Raw genomic sequence first — 16,192 nt, 5'->3', positions numbered from 1 at the left:
CTGGATGTGTCTGCGGCTTTTCCATCATGCGGCCGACCCGGGTCAGCCTGTCCAATTCTTTGTGCTCCATGCTCGAGGACTGGGACGCCCACGGTCCGCCACCCGTTGCGGAACTCGTGTCGCACCCCCGCTGAACTGGAGAAATTCGCCTGCCCTCGGCCCCGCGCCGCAAGCCGTGCGGCGCCGCGCGCCCGGTGTGACGTACACCTCGGAAAATTTCCCCCCGGCCCCGCCGAACGTTTCCCGCCCCACCGGCGTCGTAGGAGAAACGCGGCGAGGGGAGGGGTGTCGGTGCTGCGCAGAATCGCCCGCCGGACCCAGGGGGACGACCCGCTGGACGCGGCGCAGGAACGCCGGGTGCGAGCGGTGCTCGCCCTGGGCGGGGTGCCGCAGGCGGACCTGCCGGACGGGGTGCAGCAGGTCCGCCTGCGGCTGCTGGAGCGGGCGGCCAAGGGGTACGAGGCGCCGCGGGACGTGTCCGCGTGGGCCGCCGTGGTCGCCTCCAACCTCGCCATGGACTGGCACCGGGCCAAGAAGCGCCAGGAGCGGCTGGGGGAGCGGCTGGCCTCCCTCAGGCAGCACGAGCACCCCTCGGGGGAGGACACCAGCGTGCTCTCCCTCTCCGTCGCGCAGGGCCTGGACGAGCTGCCCGACCAGCAGCGCCAGGTCCTCGTGCTGCGGTTCTTCGCCGATCTGCCGGTGCGCTCCATCGCCCAGGAGCTGGGCGTCCCGGAGGGCACGGTCAAGAGCCGCCTGCACACGGCGGTCCGGGCCCTGCGCGCCCGCCTGCACGAGGACGAGGTGGTGTGACATGAGCGCCGAGAACGAGACGTACGACGGCGACGCGCTCATGGCCGCGATCACCGGCGAGGAACTGACCGACGAGGCCCGCGCGGACGCCGCGTTCCTCGCCGAGTACCGGGCGGCCGAGACCGACATCGGGCTGCTGCGGGACCAGCTCGGGATCCTGGGCGAGACCCTGACGGCGGCGCCGCCCGCCCCCACACCCGTTCCGGCCCGGCTACGGCCCTCCCCGGCCCGCCGCCGCGCCCGCGCCCTGGCCTTCGGCACCCTCGCGGCGGCCGCCGTCGCCGGTGTCGTCACGGGGCTCGGCTGGCTCATGGGACCCGGCGGAGGCGCGGACAGCATCAGCTCGGCCGACTCGGGGGCCTCGAAGGCGGAAGCCGGCGTCCGCTTCGGCGGCCCGGCCTACCTGGCCTGTGCGACCACGGTCGCCGAGGGCGAGGTCACGGCGGTGAAGAAGTTCGGGGCCACCGGAGAACTACAGGTCACCGTCCATGTCACCCGCTACTGGAAGCCGGACCGGGGCGCCGGGAACCTCACCTACGTGATCGGCGAGTACGACGTGCCCGAACCCCTCACCCGGGGCACCCACGTCCTGTTCGGTGTCACCGAGGGCTCACCGAGTCCCGATCACTGGGTCGTCGGTGAGGACCAGATCGCCCGGGAGCGGGCCTGGATCACCGCCTCGCTGCCCGAGTCCCGCACGCTGCCCTGCTGAAGCGGGCGCTGAACCGGACACGAGAAGGGCGGGCGCCCTCACGGACGCCCGCCCCTTAGATCGCCGTACGGAGAAGTGTTACGGCGTGACCTTCTCGATCTTCACGTTGCCGCTGCCCGCGACCGTGCCGCGCGCGTTGACGAGGCTGACCTGGCCGAAGAACTCACGGCCCTCCGGAGCGGGCGCCAGGGCGGTGACGCTGCCGGAGACGGTCGTCGAGGCACCCGTGGCGAGCTTGACCGGGGTGTCGGCGACGGTGACGGTGCCCAGGGCGCTGGAGAAGAACACGTCCTGGTAGTCGTACGCCGTGGTGCCGGCCGGGACCGCGTAGCCCGCGACCTCGATGGTGTACGTACCGGCGGCGGGCGAGGCGACCGAGACGGCCTCCTCGGAGTCACCGTCGGCGGACTGGCCGACCACGGCGCCGGCCGCGTTGTAGACCGTGAGGTCCAGGTCGGCGGAGACGTCGGAGACGTTGCCGATCACGACGTCCAGCGACTTGGCGCCCGCGGGCACCTCGACCGTGGTGGTCTGGGTGGCGCCCTCGGCGATGGTCGGGCGGGCCGTCTTGGACGAGCCGAGCGGGCCGCCGGCCAGCTTGCCGTCGATCGCGGCGAGCTTGTTGGTCACCTTCCAGGAGGCGGTGGCCGGGGTGCCGACCTTGGCCTCGGGGACGGTCACGGTCTCCGGGTCGAAGGCCGCGCCGTAGACGGCGACGTCGAGCTTGTACGGGTTGTCGAGCAGCGGCGAGGTGCGGCGCGACTCGACCTCGATCTCCCAGACACCGGCCTGCGGGTCGGCGTAGGAACGGGCGTCCGGCTTGCAGCCGTTGCCGTCGAGGTAGTTGTTGTAGCAGTTCGGGGTGCTGGTGACGTCGACCGGGACACCGTAGGGGTGGATCGCGATGAACCGGGTCTGGCTCTTGTCCTTCAGCCCGCCGATCGCGACCTCCAGGGAGGTGGCGCCCTCGGGGACGGTCACGAAGTACGACTGCGTGCTGTTGCGCTGCACGGGGTTCGACGCGGAGTACGTGTACTTCAGCGGCGAGGAGACCACGACCGTGCTGAGGATCTGCTGGTCGACGCCCTCGGTCTTCGGGTCGTCGACGACCAGGATCGCGCTCTTGAGGCCCGCGGACTTCGGCTGGGCCTGGACCTTGACGGTCACCGGCTGGTTCAGCGGGAGCCGGATGTCGTCCTTGCCGAGGATCCGGAAGGTGTCACCGGCGTTGTTCTCGAAGTACACCTCGTGGCGGAGCGCCTTGTCCGCACCGGACGTACGGGTGATGGTGATGTCGTACGTCTTCTTCTGGCCGGCCTTCAGACCGCCCTCGCGGTCGTAGAGACCGGTGCCGTAGCCCGGGGTCTTCAGCAGCTGGTCGATCGCGGTGTCGACCGGGGCCTTGACCGTGTAGTCGTGGGCGGTGGCGCCGTCCTTGATGGCGTCCCAGGCGTCCACGATGTTGATGAGGCCCGCGCCCTCCTCGTACGCCTGCACACCCTTGATGTGGTTGGCGGTCGAGGTCAGGGCGGTGCGCAGGGTGGCCGGCGTCAGCGCGATGTGCTTCTGCTTGGCGGCCGAGATCAGCAGCGCGGACGCGCCCGCGGCCTGCGGGGAGGCCATCGAGGTGCCCTGGAGCATCGAGTAGCCGGCCGGCAGCGTGTAGCCCGACTCGGCGACCGGGGAGCCCGGCAGCCAGGTCTGGGTGGTGTTGATGGCCGCGCCCGGGGCGGAGAGGGTCGGCGTGAAGCCGCCGTCCTCACGCGGACCGCGCGAGGAGAACGGCATCATGGCGTACTTCTTCTCCACGACCGAGCCGTAGTTGGCGGCCCAGGTCTCCTTGGAGATGGTCGCGCCGACGGAGATGACCTTGTCGGCCAGACCCGGGTCGCCGATGGTGTTCGCGCCGGGGCCGGAGTTGCCCGCGGAGATCACCAGCTGGACGCCGTAGGTGTCGATGAGGCGCGTGTAGAGCTCGGCGCGCGCGTTGTTGCCGTCGTTCAGCGCCGGGAGGCCGCCGATCGACATGTTGACGATGTCGACCCCGCGGTTGACGACGAGGTCGATCATGCCCTCGGTCAGCGCCACGTTGGTGCAGCCGCCGGTCCAGGTGCAGGCACGCGAGGAGACGAGCTTCGCGCCCGGGGCAGCGCCGTTCATCTTGCCGCCGAACAGGCCGTTGGCGGCGGTGATGCCGGCCACGTGGGTGCCGTGCTCGGACTCGATGACGCCGATGTTGACGTAGTCGGCCTTGCTGCCCGCGGCGTCGAAGACGACGTCCTTGCGGATCTCGACGACGAACGGCTGACGCTCGACGACGTCGGTCGCCGGGTTGTCGGTGCCGAAGTAACCGACCTGGAACCCGTCCTTGTACGGCTTCAGCGGCGTGTCGTCGGAGAAGTCGTTGTTGTTGTTCAGGTCGACCCGGACGGTTCCGGCGGCCGCGTCGTAGAGGACGCCCCAGACGTCGGTGGTGTCGCCGTCGCGGTTGGCGTCGCCCTTGGCGTCACCGCCGGCGGTGGCCGACTCGCGGAACAGGTTGAACTGGTAGGAGCCCGCCGGGGCCTTCCAGGTGGCGCCCGCGATGGTGAAGGTCGGGCCGCTGACGGGGTTGTTCATCCGCCGCCAGGTGGCGTCGCCGTCGGAGACCGGGTCGGTCGCGGTCACCCAGTCGACGATCTTGCGCTCACCGGTGGTGGTCTTCTGGAGCGCCGGGTGGCCGAGGTCCACACCCGAGTCCAGGATGCCGATGGTGACCCCGCGGCCGTCCGCCTTCGGGTGGTCCTCGACGAAGTCGACGGCGCCCGTCTCGAAGGAGGGGTTGTACGGGTTCTCGGCGGGCGTCTTCGCGCTCGGCGCCGGGTAGGTCTTCGCGGCCTTGTGCGCGGCGCCCTTGGCGGTGTCGGCGCTCGGCGTCGGGTCGTCCAGCGGGATGTCCTGCTTGACGTCGATGCCGTGCACGGAGGACAGCTTCGCGGCGGCGGCGATGGCCGAGTCCGCCTTCGCGGTGGGGACGGTGGCCCGGACGTAACCGAGCTTGTCGTAGGTCTGGCCCACCAGGCCGCCCTTGACCGCGTCCAGCTGCGCGGCGACCTGCTCGGTCTTGCCGGGGGCGGTGGCGACCATCAGCGTGATGCTCTTGTCGCCGGCGGCCTTGGCCTCGGCGAGCGCGTCGGCGTCGTCCGAACCGAGCTTCTCGTCGGCGGACTTCAGGCCCGGGTCCGACGCCGCGGGAGTGGTGCCCGCGTCGGCGGAGAAGGCCATGGGTATCGGCCCCGCCGCGGAGAGCGCGGCAACCAGTCCGGCGGCCGCGGCTATGCGCGCCACACGTCTCGCGCCCGATATCCGGGTGCTCTGGGGGGTGAGGGTCATCGGCATCCCTTGTGAGTAAAGGAACGAGCAGGCGTGCGACCGGGACCGATCGGTCCTGGCCACGGTGATCCGGAATACGACCCCGGATGAGCGCCCAGCTTTACGCATGGGAAGGATGTTTAGGGAGAGTTGACCGAATCGATATGGGTGTATGGGGAAAACCCGCGATGCCCTTTGGGACATCGGTGAAGGTGTGTGAGGAAGCGGTCAATTCGCCTCATGAGCCCTTTGGGAAGCCTTTTCACACGTCCTTGGTGCGCGCGTAGTGCCGGGACGCCTTCGCGCGGTTGCCGCAGGTCGCCATCGAGCACCAGCGCCGGGTGCCGTTCCTCGACGTGTCGAAGAAGTGCAGCACGCACGACTCGTGGGCGCAGGAGCGGATCCGGTCGGGCGCGGTGGTGAGCAGCTCCAGGTAGTTGCGGGCGGCGAGCCAGCCGGGGCCCCAGGCGGGGGTGCTCAACTCGGGGACCTCCACGGGCCCTTGGGGTGTCATCGAGAGGCGGATCCGGCCGTGTGCGAGCACGGCGTCGATCAGCGGGGCCCCCTCCTCGGGCGACCCGTCCACCACCGCCCGCAGGGCCTCGCGGGACTGCCGGACGTTCCGCAGCGTCCGGCTGTCGGGGGCGTACTCGCCGCCCAGCCCGGCCGAGTCCAGCCACACCGCGAGACCGCCGACGTCGGCGAGCAGGTCCTGGAGGCTTCCGTCGCTCATCCACCGCGTGTTGAGCAGGTCCAGCGCGAGCGGTTCGCCGGTGAGCGGGCGGGGATCGCGGGGGGCGGGCATGGGGGGCTCCCTTCCGTACTAACCGGTCAAGAGTACGTGACTGGTTGCGCGCGCCGCTTCTAACCTTTAAAGTCGCTCTCAAGGGTTAATCAAGCTGAAGGGGACAGCCGTGACCTTGCGCACCGGCCACATCGGCCTGAACGTCACCGACCTCGACCGTTCGCTCGCCTTCTACCGGGACGTCCTCGGCTTCCAGCTGCTCGGGGAGGGCAAGGAGGAGGAGCGCCGGTACGCCTTCCTCGGCGACGGCGAGCGCCTCGCCCTCACCCTCTGGCAGCAGGCCGAGCAGCCGTACGCCCCCGACCGCGCGGGCCTGCACCACCTCGCCTTCGAGGCGGACTCGATCGAACGGGTCAGGGAGTACGAGGAGGCCCTGCGGACCTACGGGGCGGACTTCGCCCACGACGGCGTGGTCGCCCACCGCGAGGGCGCCGGGTCGGGCGGCATCTTCTTCCACGACCCCGACGGCACCCGCCTGGAGATCTCCGTGCCGAGCGGCACCGAAGGGGCACCAGCACCTTCCGGTACGGCTCCGACCTGCGGGTTCTTCTAGTCATGGGGGTCTATCACGCGGGCTCGCGGGCCGTGCAGGACCGGGTCGGGGTACGCGAGATGGCGGATCACGTGGGCCGCTCGGTCGGCCAGGGCATCAGGGAGGTCGCGGCGGCCTTCCTGGCGCAGCAGCCGCTGCTGGTCGTCGGTGCCGCCGCGGCGGGCCGGGTCTGGGCCTCGCCGCTCGCGGGCGCGCCGGGCTTCGTCCGGGCGACGGGCCCGCACCGCATGTCGGTCACGGGCGGACCGCTGCCGTCCGACCCCCTCGCGACCACGCTCGCCACGCCCGGCACCCCCGTCGGCACCATCGCCCTCGACCCCCGCACCCGTCGCCGCATGCGCCTCAACGGCCGACTGGCGCCCACCGCACGGGGGTTCGCGATCGAGGCGGACCAGGTGTTCGCCAACTGCCCGAAGTACCTCCAGAGAAGGGAGTCGTACGAGATCGTGGCGGACCGCCGACCGGGCGAGCCCCTGCGCTCCACCGAACTCACCGGGGCGCAGGCCGAGTTCGTCGCCGCGGCCGACACCTTCTTCCTGGCCTCCGTGCACGCGGGCGGGGCCGATGCCAGCCACCGGGGCGGCAACCCCGGCTTCCTGCGCGTCGATGCACCGAGCGAGCTCAGCTGGCGCGACTACCCCGGCAACTCCATGTTCCTGAGCCTCGGGAACCTCGCCGCCGACCCCCGCGCCGGACTGCTGCTCCTCGACTGGACGACGGGCACGGCACTTCAGCTGACGGGCGAGGCGCACACCGAGTTCGGTCCCGAACGCAGGGTCCGCTTCACCGTACGGGAGGCGATCGAGACCCCCTCGGCGCTCCCGCTGCGCTGGTCCGCCCCCGAATACTCACCGGCCAATCCGGACCCGGCGGGCTAACTTGCCCGTATGCGCAAGAAGTTGAGGGTGGCGGCCTACGCCATGTGCGTCCGCGACGGACAGGTCCTGCTCGCCCGGTGGCTCAACGACGGCCTGCCGGAGTGGACGCTGCCGGGCGGCGGTATGGAGCACGGCGAGGACCCCTGTGACACCGTGCTGCGGGAGGTGGCGGAGGAGACCGGGTACCGCATCGAGGTCACCGGCCTCCTCGGCGTCAGGTCGCACCGGATCACTCTGCGCCGTCGCGGCCGCTCCGTCGACCACCACGGCGTCGGACTCGTCTACGAGGCCAGGGTCACCGCGGGCGAACTGCGCTACGAGGTCGGCGGCTCCACGGACATGGCCGCATGGCACGACCTGGACGCGGTACCCGCGTTGAAACGCGTGCCCCTGGTCGACTTCGGCCTGCGGCTGTGGCGCGAGCGGCCGGTGACCGGACGGCCCGCGGACTAGGTGTCGTACCCCGCCAGATGAACACGGCGTGACCACTCCCCGGCCGTTCGACGAGCGCTCCCGAACGCGCGGGGTGGCCCAAGATCCACGTACGGTGATCGGCGTTGCGCGTTGCCGTCTCGTTCACGCGCAGGTCATCCCCGGTGCCAAGCATCCAGAGCGAGCGGGTTGTTCGCGAACGTGATCACCCGCGACCACTGCCGACGCAGTTCGCACTCGGGGAGATCGCGCCATGTCGCGCATACGCTCTGTCGCCAGCACCACGCCGGCGGTCCACCGCCGTACCGTCCTCGCCGCCGCGGGCGCGGCCGCCGCCTCCGTCGGCGTCGGCTACGCCCTGCGGCCCACCGACAGCCAGGCCGCGACGACCACCGGTGCCGCCGAGGCGCCGGTGGCCCAGACCGTCCACCGGGCCGCGGCCGCCCCGGTCGAGGTGCCCCTCGCCCCGTACACCCGCGGCACCACCGTCGCCTCCATCGCCGCCCCCCGCACCTCCTCCGGCTACCGGCGCCTCGGCGACGGCCCCGGCTGGAGCCGCAAGGTGCGCTCCGAGCTCGCCGCCCCGAAGCCCGGGCGGGCCGGGCGCCGCACCTCGCTGGCCGCCTTCGTGCAGTTCACCGACCTGCACCTGATGGACAGCCAGCACCCGGCACGCCTGGAGTACCTGCGCTCGACCGACGTGCACGCCTGGCGGCCCCAGGAGGCGCTCACCGTGCCCGGCGCGATCTCCCTCGTCGAGCGGATCAACGCGCTGCGCGGCGGACCCGTCACCGGCGCCCCGCTCCAGTTCGCCATGACGACCGGCGACAACACCGACAACAACTCCCACACCGAGCTGGACTGGTTCCTCACCGTCATGAGCGGCGGCCGGATCACCCCCAACTCCGGGGACCCGCGCCACTACGAGGGCGTCCAGAACAGCGGCCTCAAGCAGTACTGGCAGCCCGACTCCACCACTCGCGACCAGGACAAGCAGGTCGGCTTCCCGCACCTGCGCGGCTATCTCGCCGCCGCCATCCGCGAGGTCAACAGCCCCGGCCTGAACATCCCCTGGTACTCCACGGTCGGCAACCACGACAGCCTGCCCCTCGGCTGCTTCGGCCACGGCGACTCCTGGCTCGCCGAGTACGCCGTCGGCGGCAAGAAGCTCATGTCGCTGCCCGCCGCCGAGGCGAAGAAGCTCCAGGACATGATCAGGAAGGCCTCCGACCCCCAAGGCCACCACTTCCGCGACCTGCTCAAGGCGCACACCCGGAGCATGCGCTCGGTCACCCCCGACGAGCGGCGCGCCCCCTACACCGCCCGCGACTACCTCAGGGCCCACCTCGACCCCGCGTACCGCGGCGTGGGCCCGGTCGGCCACGGCTACTCCACCGCCAACCTCGACGCCGGCACCCAGTACTACAGCTTCCGCATCGCCGACGACGTGGTGGGCGTCAGCCTCGACACCACCGACCCGGGCGGCCACTACCAGGGGTCCATCGGCGCCAAGCAACTGCGCTGGCTGGACCGGACGCTGCGGGAGAACAAGGACTCCTTCGTCGTCGTCTTCAGCCACCACACCAGCGACTCGATGGACAACCTGCGCCGGGACCCGGCCCACCCGGGGGAGCGGCGCTACGGCGGCGCGGACGTCGTGGCCCTCCTCGCGAGCCACAGCAACGTCCTCGCCTGGGTCAACGGTCACATCCACCGCAATGTGATCAAGGCCCACGCGGCTCCCGACGGCCGCTCCTTCTGGGAGATCTCCACCGCCTCCCACATCGACTTCCCGCACCTGGCCCGGATCATCGAGCTGGTGGACAACAAGGACGGCACCCTCTCGGTCTTCACCACCCTGGTCGAGTCCGCGGCCCCCCACCGCACCGACTTCGCCGACCTCTCCCAGACCGGCCTCGCCGCCCTCTACCGCGAACTCGCCTACAACGCCCCGGGTTCGAGCGACAAGCTGGGCGGCGGCTCCGTGGACCGGAACACCGAGCTGGTGCTGAAGAAGGGCTGAAAGCCACCCAACCCTCTTGATCCACCTCAACCTTCCCTCCGCGGCCGGAGTCTCTCCCGCCGATCACGCTCGCCGAGCGTGCCGGAACAGGGGGAAGACATGACCGTACGTACGACTGTGGTGGTCGGGGCGAGTGCCGTGGCGCTCACGACCGCCCTGGCCGCCCCCGCGATGGCGGCCGGGACCGACACCCACGGGGCCACCCTGCAGGCCGTCCGCGCCGCGGTGCGGGACGGCGTGCCCGGGGTGACGCTCACCGCGAAGGACGGCCGGAGCACCTGGTCGACCACCGCCGGGGTGGGCAACCTCCGCACGCACGCCCCGCGTTCGGCGGACGACCGCTACCGCGTCGGCTCCATCACCAAGACCTTCGTCTCCACCGTCGTGCTCCAACTGGAGGCGGAGGGACGGCTGTCGCTCGACGACACGGTGGAGAAGTGGCTGCCCGGGGTGGTCCACGGCCACGGCCACGACGGCAGCAGGATCACGCTCCGGCAGCTCCTCAACCACACCAGCGGGATCTTCAACTACACCGCCGACGACACGTTCGGGCGGACGTACTTCCTCAAGGACGGCTTCTTCCGGCACCGGTACGACACGAAGACGCCCGCGCAGCTCGTCGCCGTCGCCATGGCCCACCGGCCGGACTTCGCCCCGGGCACCTCCTGGAACTACTCCAACACCAACTACGTGCTGGCCGGCATGGTGATCCAGAAGGTCACCGGGCGGTCGTACGGCGAGGAGATCCGGGACCGGGTCATCGAGCCCCTCCACCTCACCGCCACCTCGGTCCCCGGCACCCGTGTCACCGTCCCGCGGCCCAGCAGCCGGGCCTACTCCAAGCTCGCCGAGACGGCGACCGGACCGACGTACGACGTCACCGGGCTGAACCCCTCGCTGGCCTCCTCGGCGGGCGAGATGATCTCCGACTCGGCCGACCTCGACCGCTTCTACTCGGCCCTGCTGAAGGGCAGGCTGCTGCCGCCGAAGCAGCTGAAGGAGATGAAGACCACGGTGACCGTCGAGGGGATCCCGAACGCCGGCTACGGCCTCGGGCTCATCGACCGCGAGCTCGGCTGCGGGGTCCATGTGTGGGGCCACGACGGCGGCATCCACGGCTCCAACTCCGTGGCCGTGACCACGGCCGACGGCCGGCACTCCCTCGCCTTCAACTTCAACGGCGACTGGTCGGGGGACACCGACGCGGTGATCGAGGCGGAGTTCTGCGGCAGGTAGGCGCCCCGACCCCGGCCCGAAGCACGCAGTTCATCCGGACGTAACGTCTGTACCGCCTCATATCGGCTAGCCCGCACTTGACGGGGATGGCTCGATTTTTGTCCAAGGCGGGTGGTCGTGTGCGTACGGGACACGAACTGCGAGTGCTGTCGGTCTACGAGGGGTTCTTCTCCGGTGGGGCCCGGATCGTCCACAGCGACATCGTGCTGGGCCTCGCCGAGGGCGGCCAGCACCACCAGGTGCTGAGCCTGCACGGCGAGGTGCACCGGGAGGCGACCCGGCAGCGGATGACGGACGACACCTGCTACCGGGCGCTGACCGCGGCCGGCGTGGGGGTCACCTCCCTCGGCCGCACCTACCGCGGCACCGGCGTTTCGGCCGACTTCACCGGCCCGGAGCTGGCCGAAACGGCCCGGGCGGCGGCCGGCGCGGACGTCGTCCTCTCCCTCAAGGAGCAGCCGCTCGCGCTGCTCAACCAGGCGGGCCTGCCGCGCCGCCCGGTCGTGGTCTGTCTGCACCGCTCCGACCCGGAGAACCAGGGCACCGCCCTCGACGAGCTGAAGGCCGCCATCGCCGACGGCAAGGTCGTGGCCTGCGTCTGCTGCGCCGAGTCGACGCGCGCCGCCTACCAGGCCGCCGGCGTCCCCGCCGACCTGCTCCACGTGATCCCCAACGGCGTCGACCTGTCCCGCTTCCGCCCCGACGCGGCCCGCCGCCGCGTCCTGCGCGCGGAGCTCGGCATCGGCCCCGCGACCCCCGTGGTCGTCTTCGCCGCCCGCTACGACGGCATGAAGAACGTCCCCCTGCTGCTCGCCTCCGCCCGCGCCTGGCTCGCCCGCGTCCCGGACGGACAGGTGCTGCTGTGCGGGGCGGGCATGACGGCGGAGAACCCCGGCCTCGCCGCCGACATCGCGACGGCGTTCGCGGGAGCCGAGGGACTCGCGGAGCGGGGGCTGCGGCCGCTCGGCGTCCGCCGGGACATGGAGATGCTGTACGCCGCCTCCGATGTCGTCGCCCTCACCTCCGCGTGGGGCGAGGCGGCCCCGCTGTGCCTCATCGAGGGCATGATGTGCGGCGCGATCCCGGTGGCGACGGACGTCGGCGACAGCGCCGCGATCGTCGCGGGCCTCGGTCTGATCACCGCCCCCGACCCCGAGGAGATCGCGGCGGCCTGGTCGCGGGCGGTGGCCTCGCGCGCCGACCTCGCCCCGGCCCTCGCGGCGAGCCGGGAACGCTTCAGCCGTACGAGAATGATCGCGTCGTACGCGGCCCTGCTGGACCGCGCCGCCGCGAGCGCCATCCGCCCGGCACTGCCGGAGCCGTTCTAGACCCGGGGCGCACGACGAGGAGGGGCCCCGGTTCCCCAGTCCCGGTGGGCCCCTCCTCTCCCCTCCTGATCCCTCCCCGGTCCGTCACTACCGGGGCAGGACCACGACATAGGCCGCGGGATCCCGGTCGCCGGAGGCCATCAGGGCCGTACGGACGACCGTGGCCTGCTGTTCCATCGCGTCGCGGAGCTTGCGCGGGGTGATGTGCACGACCGTGATGCCGAGCCGCTCCAGGTGCTCGCGCTTGCGCGCGTACTCGGACCACAGGGCGTCGTCGTCCTGCCGGTCGCCCTGGCGGGGTGCCCGGGTGTCGAGTTCCAGCGCCACCGCCTGCTCGGGCCAGTACGCGTCCAGGCCGCCCAGGTGCGGCCCGCCCGGGAGCCGGAGGTCGACGTTCCAGACCGGGTCGGGCAGGCCGTACTCCTGGACCATGCGGTACAGGCGGTCCTCCGCGATGGCGCGGCCCTCGGCGAGCAGGGAGTCCACCGCGTCCACCACGTGCGGGCGGCCCAGCAGCTTGGCGTTGTTCAACTCCTTGACCACGGCGGCCGGTTCGCAGTGGCCGCCGCGCACCGCCTCGGTCAGCAGCCGGCGTACCGCGCCCGCGTCCGTCAGCTCGGTGACCGCGTCCGCGAGGGCGCGCGGGACCGGCGCGACCGGGACGCCGGTGACCTGCTCGGCGGCCGGCAGGGCCGAGGTGCGCACGATCCGCGCGCCGCCCGCCGAGCGCAGCCGGCGCATCCGGGGCACCAGCACATCGATCCGGTCCAGGGAGAGCAGCGGCGGGGTCGAGCTGAAACCGTGCAGGGTCAGCGCCGCCAGGCCCGTGATCATCGCCTCGGCGTACACCGGCCGGTGCGGGTCCTCGGCGCCCGGCTGGGCGGGCACCCCGGCGCCGCGCTCCCGTGCCGCGTACATCAGCACCGCGTGCAGCCGCTCCTCGCTGGTCGGCGGGCCCGGGTGGAGCAGGAAGACGCCCGGGAGGAGCTGCTGCCAGGGGCCGCCGGGCCGGCACTGCTCGTTGGCTTCGGCGGCCGAGACGCCCTGCGTACGGAGGCGGCCGGCCGTCATGACACGGCGGTGCACCTCGGCGAGGTGGCGCAGGGGGCGGGGGGAGAGCGGGGGGACCGGGGTGTTGTGGTTCATGCAGCGGAGATTCCCGCACCTGATCGGCCCGCTAACCGCTGTTACACGCTCGTCGACAAATACGGACAAGACAGCACTAAAGGACGGGTGTTCGGATGCCGAGTAGGCAGCGAAAACCCCTGGTCCATTCGGGTGGGACCAGGGGTTACGGCCGCTATGACACGAATTTCGTAACGGCTACCCGACGCTCAAGCTTGGGCCAGAGGTCAGCCCTGATTGACGGCCTGCGCGTCGCACGCCTGACCCCGCAGCGTCCGCGCCAGATCGTCCCGCCCTTCCAGCACCAGCCTCCGCAGCGCCGGCGCCGCGTCCTCGTGCGCCGCGAGCCACGCGTCGGCCGCGTCCAGCGTGGCCTCCGAGTCCTGGAGCGAGGGGAACAGCCCCGAGACGATGTTCATCGCGATCTGGATGGAACGGTCCCCCCAGATCCGGGTGAGCGCCGCGAAGTACTTCTCCGTGTAGGGGGCGAGCAGCTCCCGCTGGACCGGCTGACCCCAGCCCGCGATCGTGGCCTCGGCCAGCGCGTTGGACAGCGCGTCCGACTCCACGACCTGCGCCCAGCCCTGCGCCTTCACCGCCGCCGACGGCCGCGCGGCCAGGCACCGCACCTGGTGGCGCTTGCCGGACGCGGTGTCGTCACGGGCCAGCTCCGCCTCCAGTTCCTTCTCACCGGCGAGCCCGTGCACGACCAGCGGCTCCAGGAACGCCCACCGCAGCTCCTGGTCGACCTCCAGACCCGGCACGGTCGTGGTGCCGTCCAGCAGCCCCCGCAGCATGTCGAAGCCGCCCGCGTCCTCGGCCGTGCGGGCGAAGAACCGCGCCCACGCCAGCTGGTGCTCGCTGCCCGGCTCGGCCCGCTCCAGCAGCTCGCGCTCGGCGCACTCGGCGAGCAGCGCCGCCCCGTGCGGACGCCAGTCGGGGGCCGCGTAGAACGTGACCGCCGAATCGGCCCAGGCGTGCAGCATCTGGAGCACACCGATGTCCGACTCGCGCCCCGCGAACCGCGTCACCAGCTCCACGAAGTCCCGGGCCGGCAGCAGCGCGTCCCGCGTCATGTTCCACAGCGCGGACCAGCACAGGGCCCGGGCCAGCGGATCGGACACCGAGCCGAGCCCGGACTTCAGGGTCTCCAGGGAGCCCGCGTCGAAGCGGGTCTTGCAGTACGTCAGGTCGTCGTCGTTGACCAGCACGAGCTCCGGCGCCTCGGCACCGGCCAGCTCCACCACGACCGTGCGCGGCCCGTCGACGTCCACCTCGGCGCGCGCGTACCGCTCCAGGGCCCCCTCGGGCGTACGGCGGTACAGCCCCACCGCGACCCGGTGCGGCCGCAGCTCGGGGTGCGACTCGGCGGCCTCCTGCACGACCGCGAGTTCGTCCACGAGCCCTTCCCTGGACAGCAGCACCTGCGGGGTCAGCGAGTTGACCCCGGCCGTCTGGAGCCAGGACCGCGCCCACGCGCCCATGTCGCGGCCGCTGGTCTCCTCCAGGACCGACAGCAGGTCACCGAGGCGCGTGTTGCCGTACGCGTGCCGCTTGAAGTAGCGCCGGGCCCCCTCCAGGAACGCGTCCTGGCCGACGTACGCCACGAGCTGCTTGAGGACCGAGGCGCCCTTGGCGTAGGTGATGCCGTCGAAGTTGAGCTTGGCGTCCTGGAGATCGCGGATGTCCGCGGTGATCGGGTGCGTGGACGGCAGCTGGTCGGCGCGGTAGGCCCAGGCCTTGCGGCGGTTGGCGAAGGTGATCCAGGCGTCCTTGAAGCGGGTCGCGCCGACATTGGCGAAGGTGCCCATGAAGTCCGCGAAGGACTCCTTCAGCCACAGGTCGTCCCACCACACCATGGTGACCAGGTCGCCGAACCACATGTGAGCCATCTCGTGCAGGATGACGTTGGCCCGGCCCTCGTAGGACGCCTTCGTGACCTTGCCCCGGAAGATGAACTCCTCGCGGAAGGTCACCAGACCCGGGTTCTCCATCGCGCCGAGGTTGTACTCCGGCACGAACGCCTGGTCGTACTTCCCGAAGGGGTACGGGTAGTCGAAGTGCTCGTGGAAGAAGTCCAGCCCCTGCTTGGTGACGAGGAACACGTCGTCGGAGTCGAAGTAGGGGGCGAGCCCCTTGCGGCAGAGGGCGCCGAGGGGGATCTCCAGGGTCGAGCCGTCCTCCAGCACCCGGGAGTAGGAATCCGTCACGTAGTGGTAGGGGCCCGCCACGACACAGGTGATGTACGTCGAGATCGGCTTGGTCTCCGCGAACCGCCAGACGCCGTCCGTCAGGGTCCCGGCGCCGTTGCTCCACACCGTCCAGCCCTCGGGGGCCCGCACCTCGAAGCGGTACGGCGCCTTCAGGTCCGGCTGCTCGAAGTTGGCGAAGACCCGGCGGGAGTCGGCCGGCTCGTACTGCGTGTAGAGGTAGACCTCGCCGTCCTCGGGGTCGACGAAGCGGTGCATGCCCTCGCCGGTGCGGGAGTAGGCGCACTGGGCGTCGACGACCAGTTCGTTGTCCGCGGCCAGGTCCTCCAGGGCGATCCGCGAGCCGTCGAAGACCTCGCCCGGGTCGAGGTCCCGGCCGTTCAGCGAGACGGCGGTCACGCTCGGCGCGATCAGGTCCGCGAAGCTGGTGGCCCCCGGCTCGTTGCACCGGAAGCGGATCGTGGTCACGGACCGGAAGGTGCGCGGGCCGTCCCCGGCCTGGTCGCCGACCGCCGAGCGCAGGTCGAGGGACACGTCGTACCCGTCGACGGACAGCAGGGCGGCCCGCTCCCGGGCCTCGTCACGGGACAGATTCTCACCGGGCACGGGCGATGCTCCCTCGGATGGTGCTCAGCATGCGGACAGGCCCGATCCTGCCATGTGCCCCTGACATCGGTCAGCCGGGAATGGGGTGGGCGAGCGACGGTGTTGGCGGTGGAAACGAACACT

12 protein-coding genes are annotated in these 16,192 nt (G+C 71.5%); 8 read left to right on the top strand and 4 right to left on the bottom strand.

Annotated elements, in window-relative coordinates:
• The first annotated feature begins 285 nt into the window (after nt 1-285).
• Together ACFULQ_RS28420 and ACFULQ_RS28415 are read left to right on the top strand one after the other, a co-directional pair.
• Nucleotides 286-810, top strand: coding sequence for a sigma-70 family RNA polymerase sigma factor (locus tag ACFULQ_RS28420; protein WP_383549027.1), 525 nt, complete (start codon nt 286-288; stop codon nt 808-810).
• A 1-nt stretch (nt 811) separates the two neighbouring features.
• Nucleotides 812-1,522 carry a hypothetical protein gene (locus ACFULQ_RS28415; protein ID WP_383549024.1) on the top strand — a complete coding sequence of 237 codons (711 nt, stop codon included), beginning with the start codon at nt 812-814 and terminating at the stop codon, nt 1,520-1,522.
• Between the two features lie 78 nt (nt 1,523-1,600).
• Here ACFULQ_RS28415 and ACFULQ_RS28410 read toward each other — a convergent pair whose 3' ends face one another.
• Nucleotides 1,601-4,894 carry a S8 family serine peptidase gene (locus ACFULQ_RS28410; RefSeq protein ID WP_383549021.1) on the bottom strand — a complete coding sequence of 1,098 codons (3,294 nt, stop codon included), beginning with the start codon at nt 4,892-4,894 and terminating at the stop codon, nt 1,601-1,603.
• Nucleotides 4,895-5,135: 241 nt separating this feature from the next.
• On the bottom strand, nt 5,136-5,678 hold the full coding sequence (locus tag ACFULQ_RS28405; RefSeq protein WP_383549018.1) for a CGNR zinc finger domain-containing protein: 543 nt from the start codon (nt 5,676-5,678) through the stop codon (nt 5,136-5,138).
• Nucleotides 5,679-5,787: 109 nt separating this feature from the next.
• Here ACFULQ_RS28405 and ACFULQ_RS28400 point away from each other — a divergent pair, with 109 nt between their 5' ends.
• The 6 genes from ACFULQ_RS28400 to ACFULQ_RS28375 all read left to right on the top strand — a co-directional run bounded on the left by ACFULQ_RS28400 (nt 5,788) and on the right by ACFULQ_RS28375 (nt 12,128).
• Nucleotides 5,788-6,231, top strand: a complete 444-nt coding sequence (locus ACFULQ_RS28400) for a VOC family protein (protein ID WP_383549015.1) — start codon at nt 5,788-5,790, stop codon at nt 6,229-6,231.
• Nucleotides 6,232-6,233: 2 nt separating this feature from the next.
• On the top strand, nt 6,234-7,109 hold the full coding sequence (locus ACFULQ_RS28395; protein WP_383549012.1) for a pyridoxamine 5'-phosphate oxidase family protein: 876 nt from the start codon (nt 6,234-6,236) through the stop codon (nt 7,107-7,109).
• Nucleotides 7,110-7,118: 9 nt separating this feature from the next.
• Nucleotides 7,119-7,562: an NUDIX hydrolase gene (locus ACFULQ_RS28390; protein ID WP_383549009.1), complete on the top strand. Its 444-nt coding sequence runs from the start codon at nt 7,119-7,121 to the stop codon at nt 7,560-7,562.
• 232 nt (nt 7,563-7,794) lie between these two features.
• On the top strand, nt 7,795-9,564 hold the full coding sequence (locus ACFULQ_RS28385; protein WP_383549006.1) for a TIGR03767 family metallophosphoesterase: 1,770 nt from the start codon (nt 7,795-7,797) through the stop codon (nt 9,562-9,564).
• A gap of 99 nt (nt 9,565-9,663) precedes the next feature.
• On the top strand, nt 9,664-10,800 hold the full coding sequence (locus ACFULQ_RS28380; RefSeq protein WP_383549003.1) for a serine hydrolase domain-containing protein: 1,137 nt from the start codon (nt 9,664-9,666) through the stop codon (nt 10,798-10,800).
• Between the two features lie 143 nt (nt 10,801-10,943).
• The gene (locus ACFULQ_RS28375) at nt 10,944-12,128 is read left to right on the top strand and encodes a glycosyltransferase (RefSeq protein ID WP_383549076.1); all 1,185 of its coding nucleotides are present in this window, start codon (nt 10,944-10,946) and stop codon (nt 12,126-12,128) included.
• A gap of 87 nt (nt 12,129-12,215) precedes the next feature.
• Here ACFULQ_RS28375 and ACFULQ_RS28370 read toward each other — a convergent pair whose 3' ends face one another.
• Together ACFULQ_RS28370 and pepN are read right to left on the bottom strand one after the other, a co-directional pair.
• On the bottom strand, nt 12,216-13,274 hold the full coding sequence (locus ACFULQ_RS28370; protein ID WP_383549000.1) for a hypothetical protein: 1,059 nt from the start codon (nt 13,272-13,274) through the stop codon (nt 12,216-12,218).
• 206 nt (nt 13,275-13,480) lie between these two features.
• Nucleotides 13,481-16,069: an aminopeptidase N gene (gene pepN, locus ACFULQ_RS28365; protein ID WP_383548997.1), complete on the bottom strand. Its 2,589-nt coding sequence runs from the start codon at nt 16,067-16,069 to the stop codon at nt 13,481-13,483.
• Nucleotides 16,070-16,192: the final 123 nt, after the last annotated feature.

This window comes from Streptomyces sp. NPDC057253, from assembly GCF_042669125.1.
Classification (GTDB): Bacteria; Actinomycetota; Actinomycetes; order Streptomycetales; family Streptomycetaceae; genus Streptomyces.
Note: the sequence above shows the minus strand (reverse complement) of the source record. Positions and strands in the feature narration are given on the sequence as shown.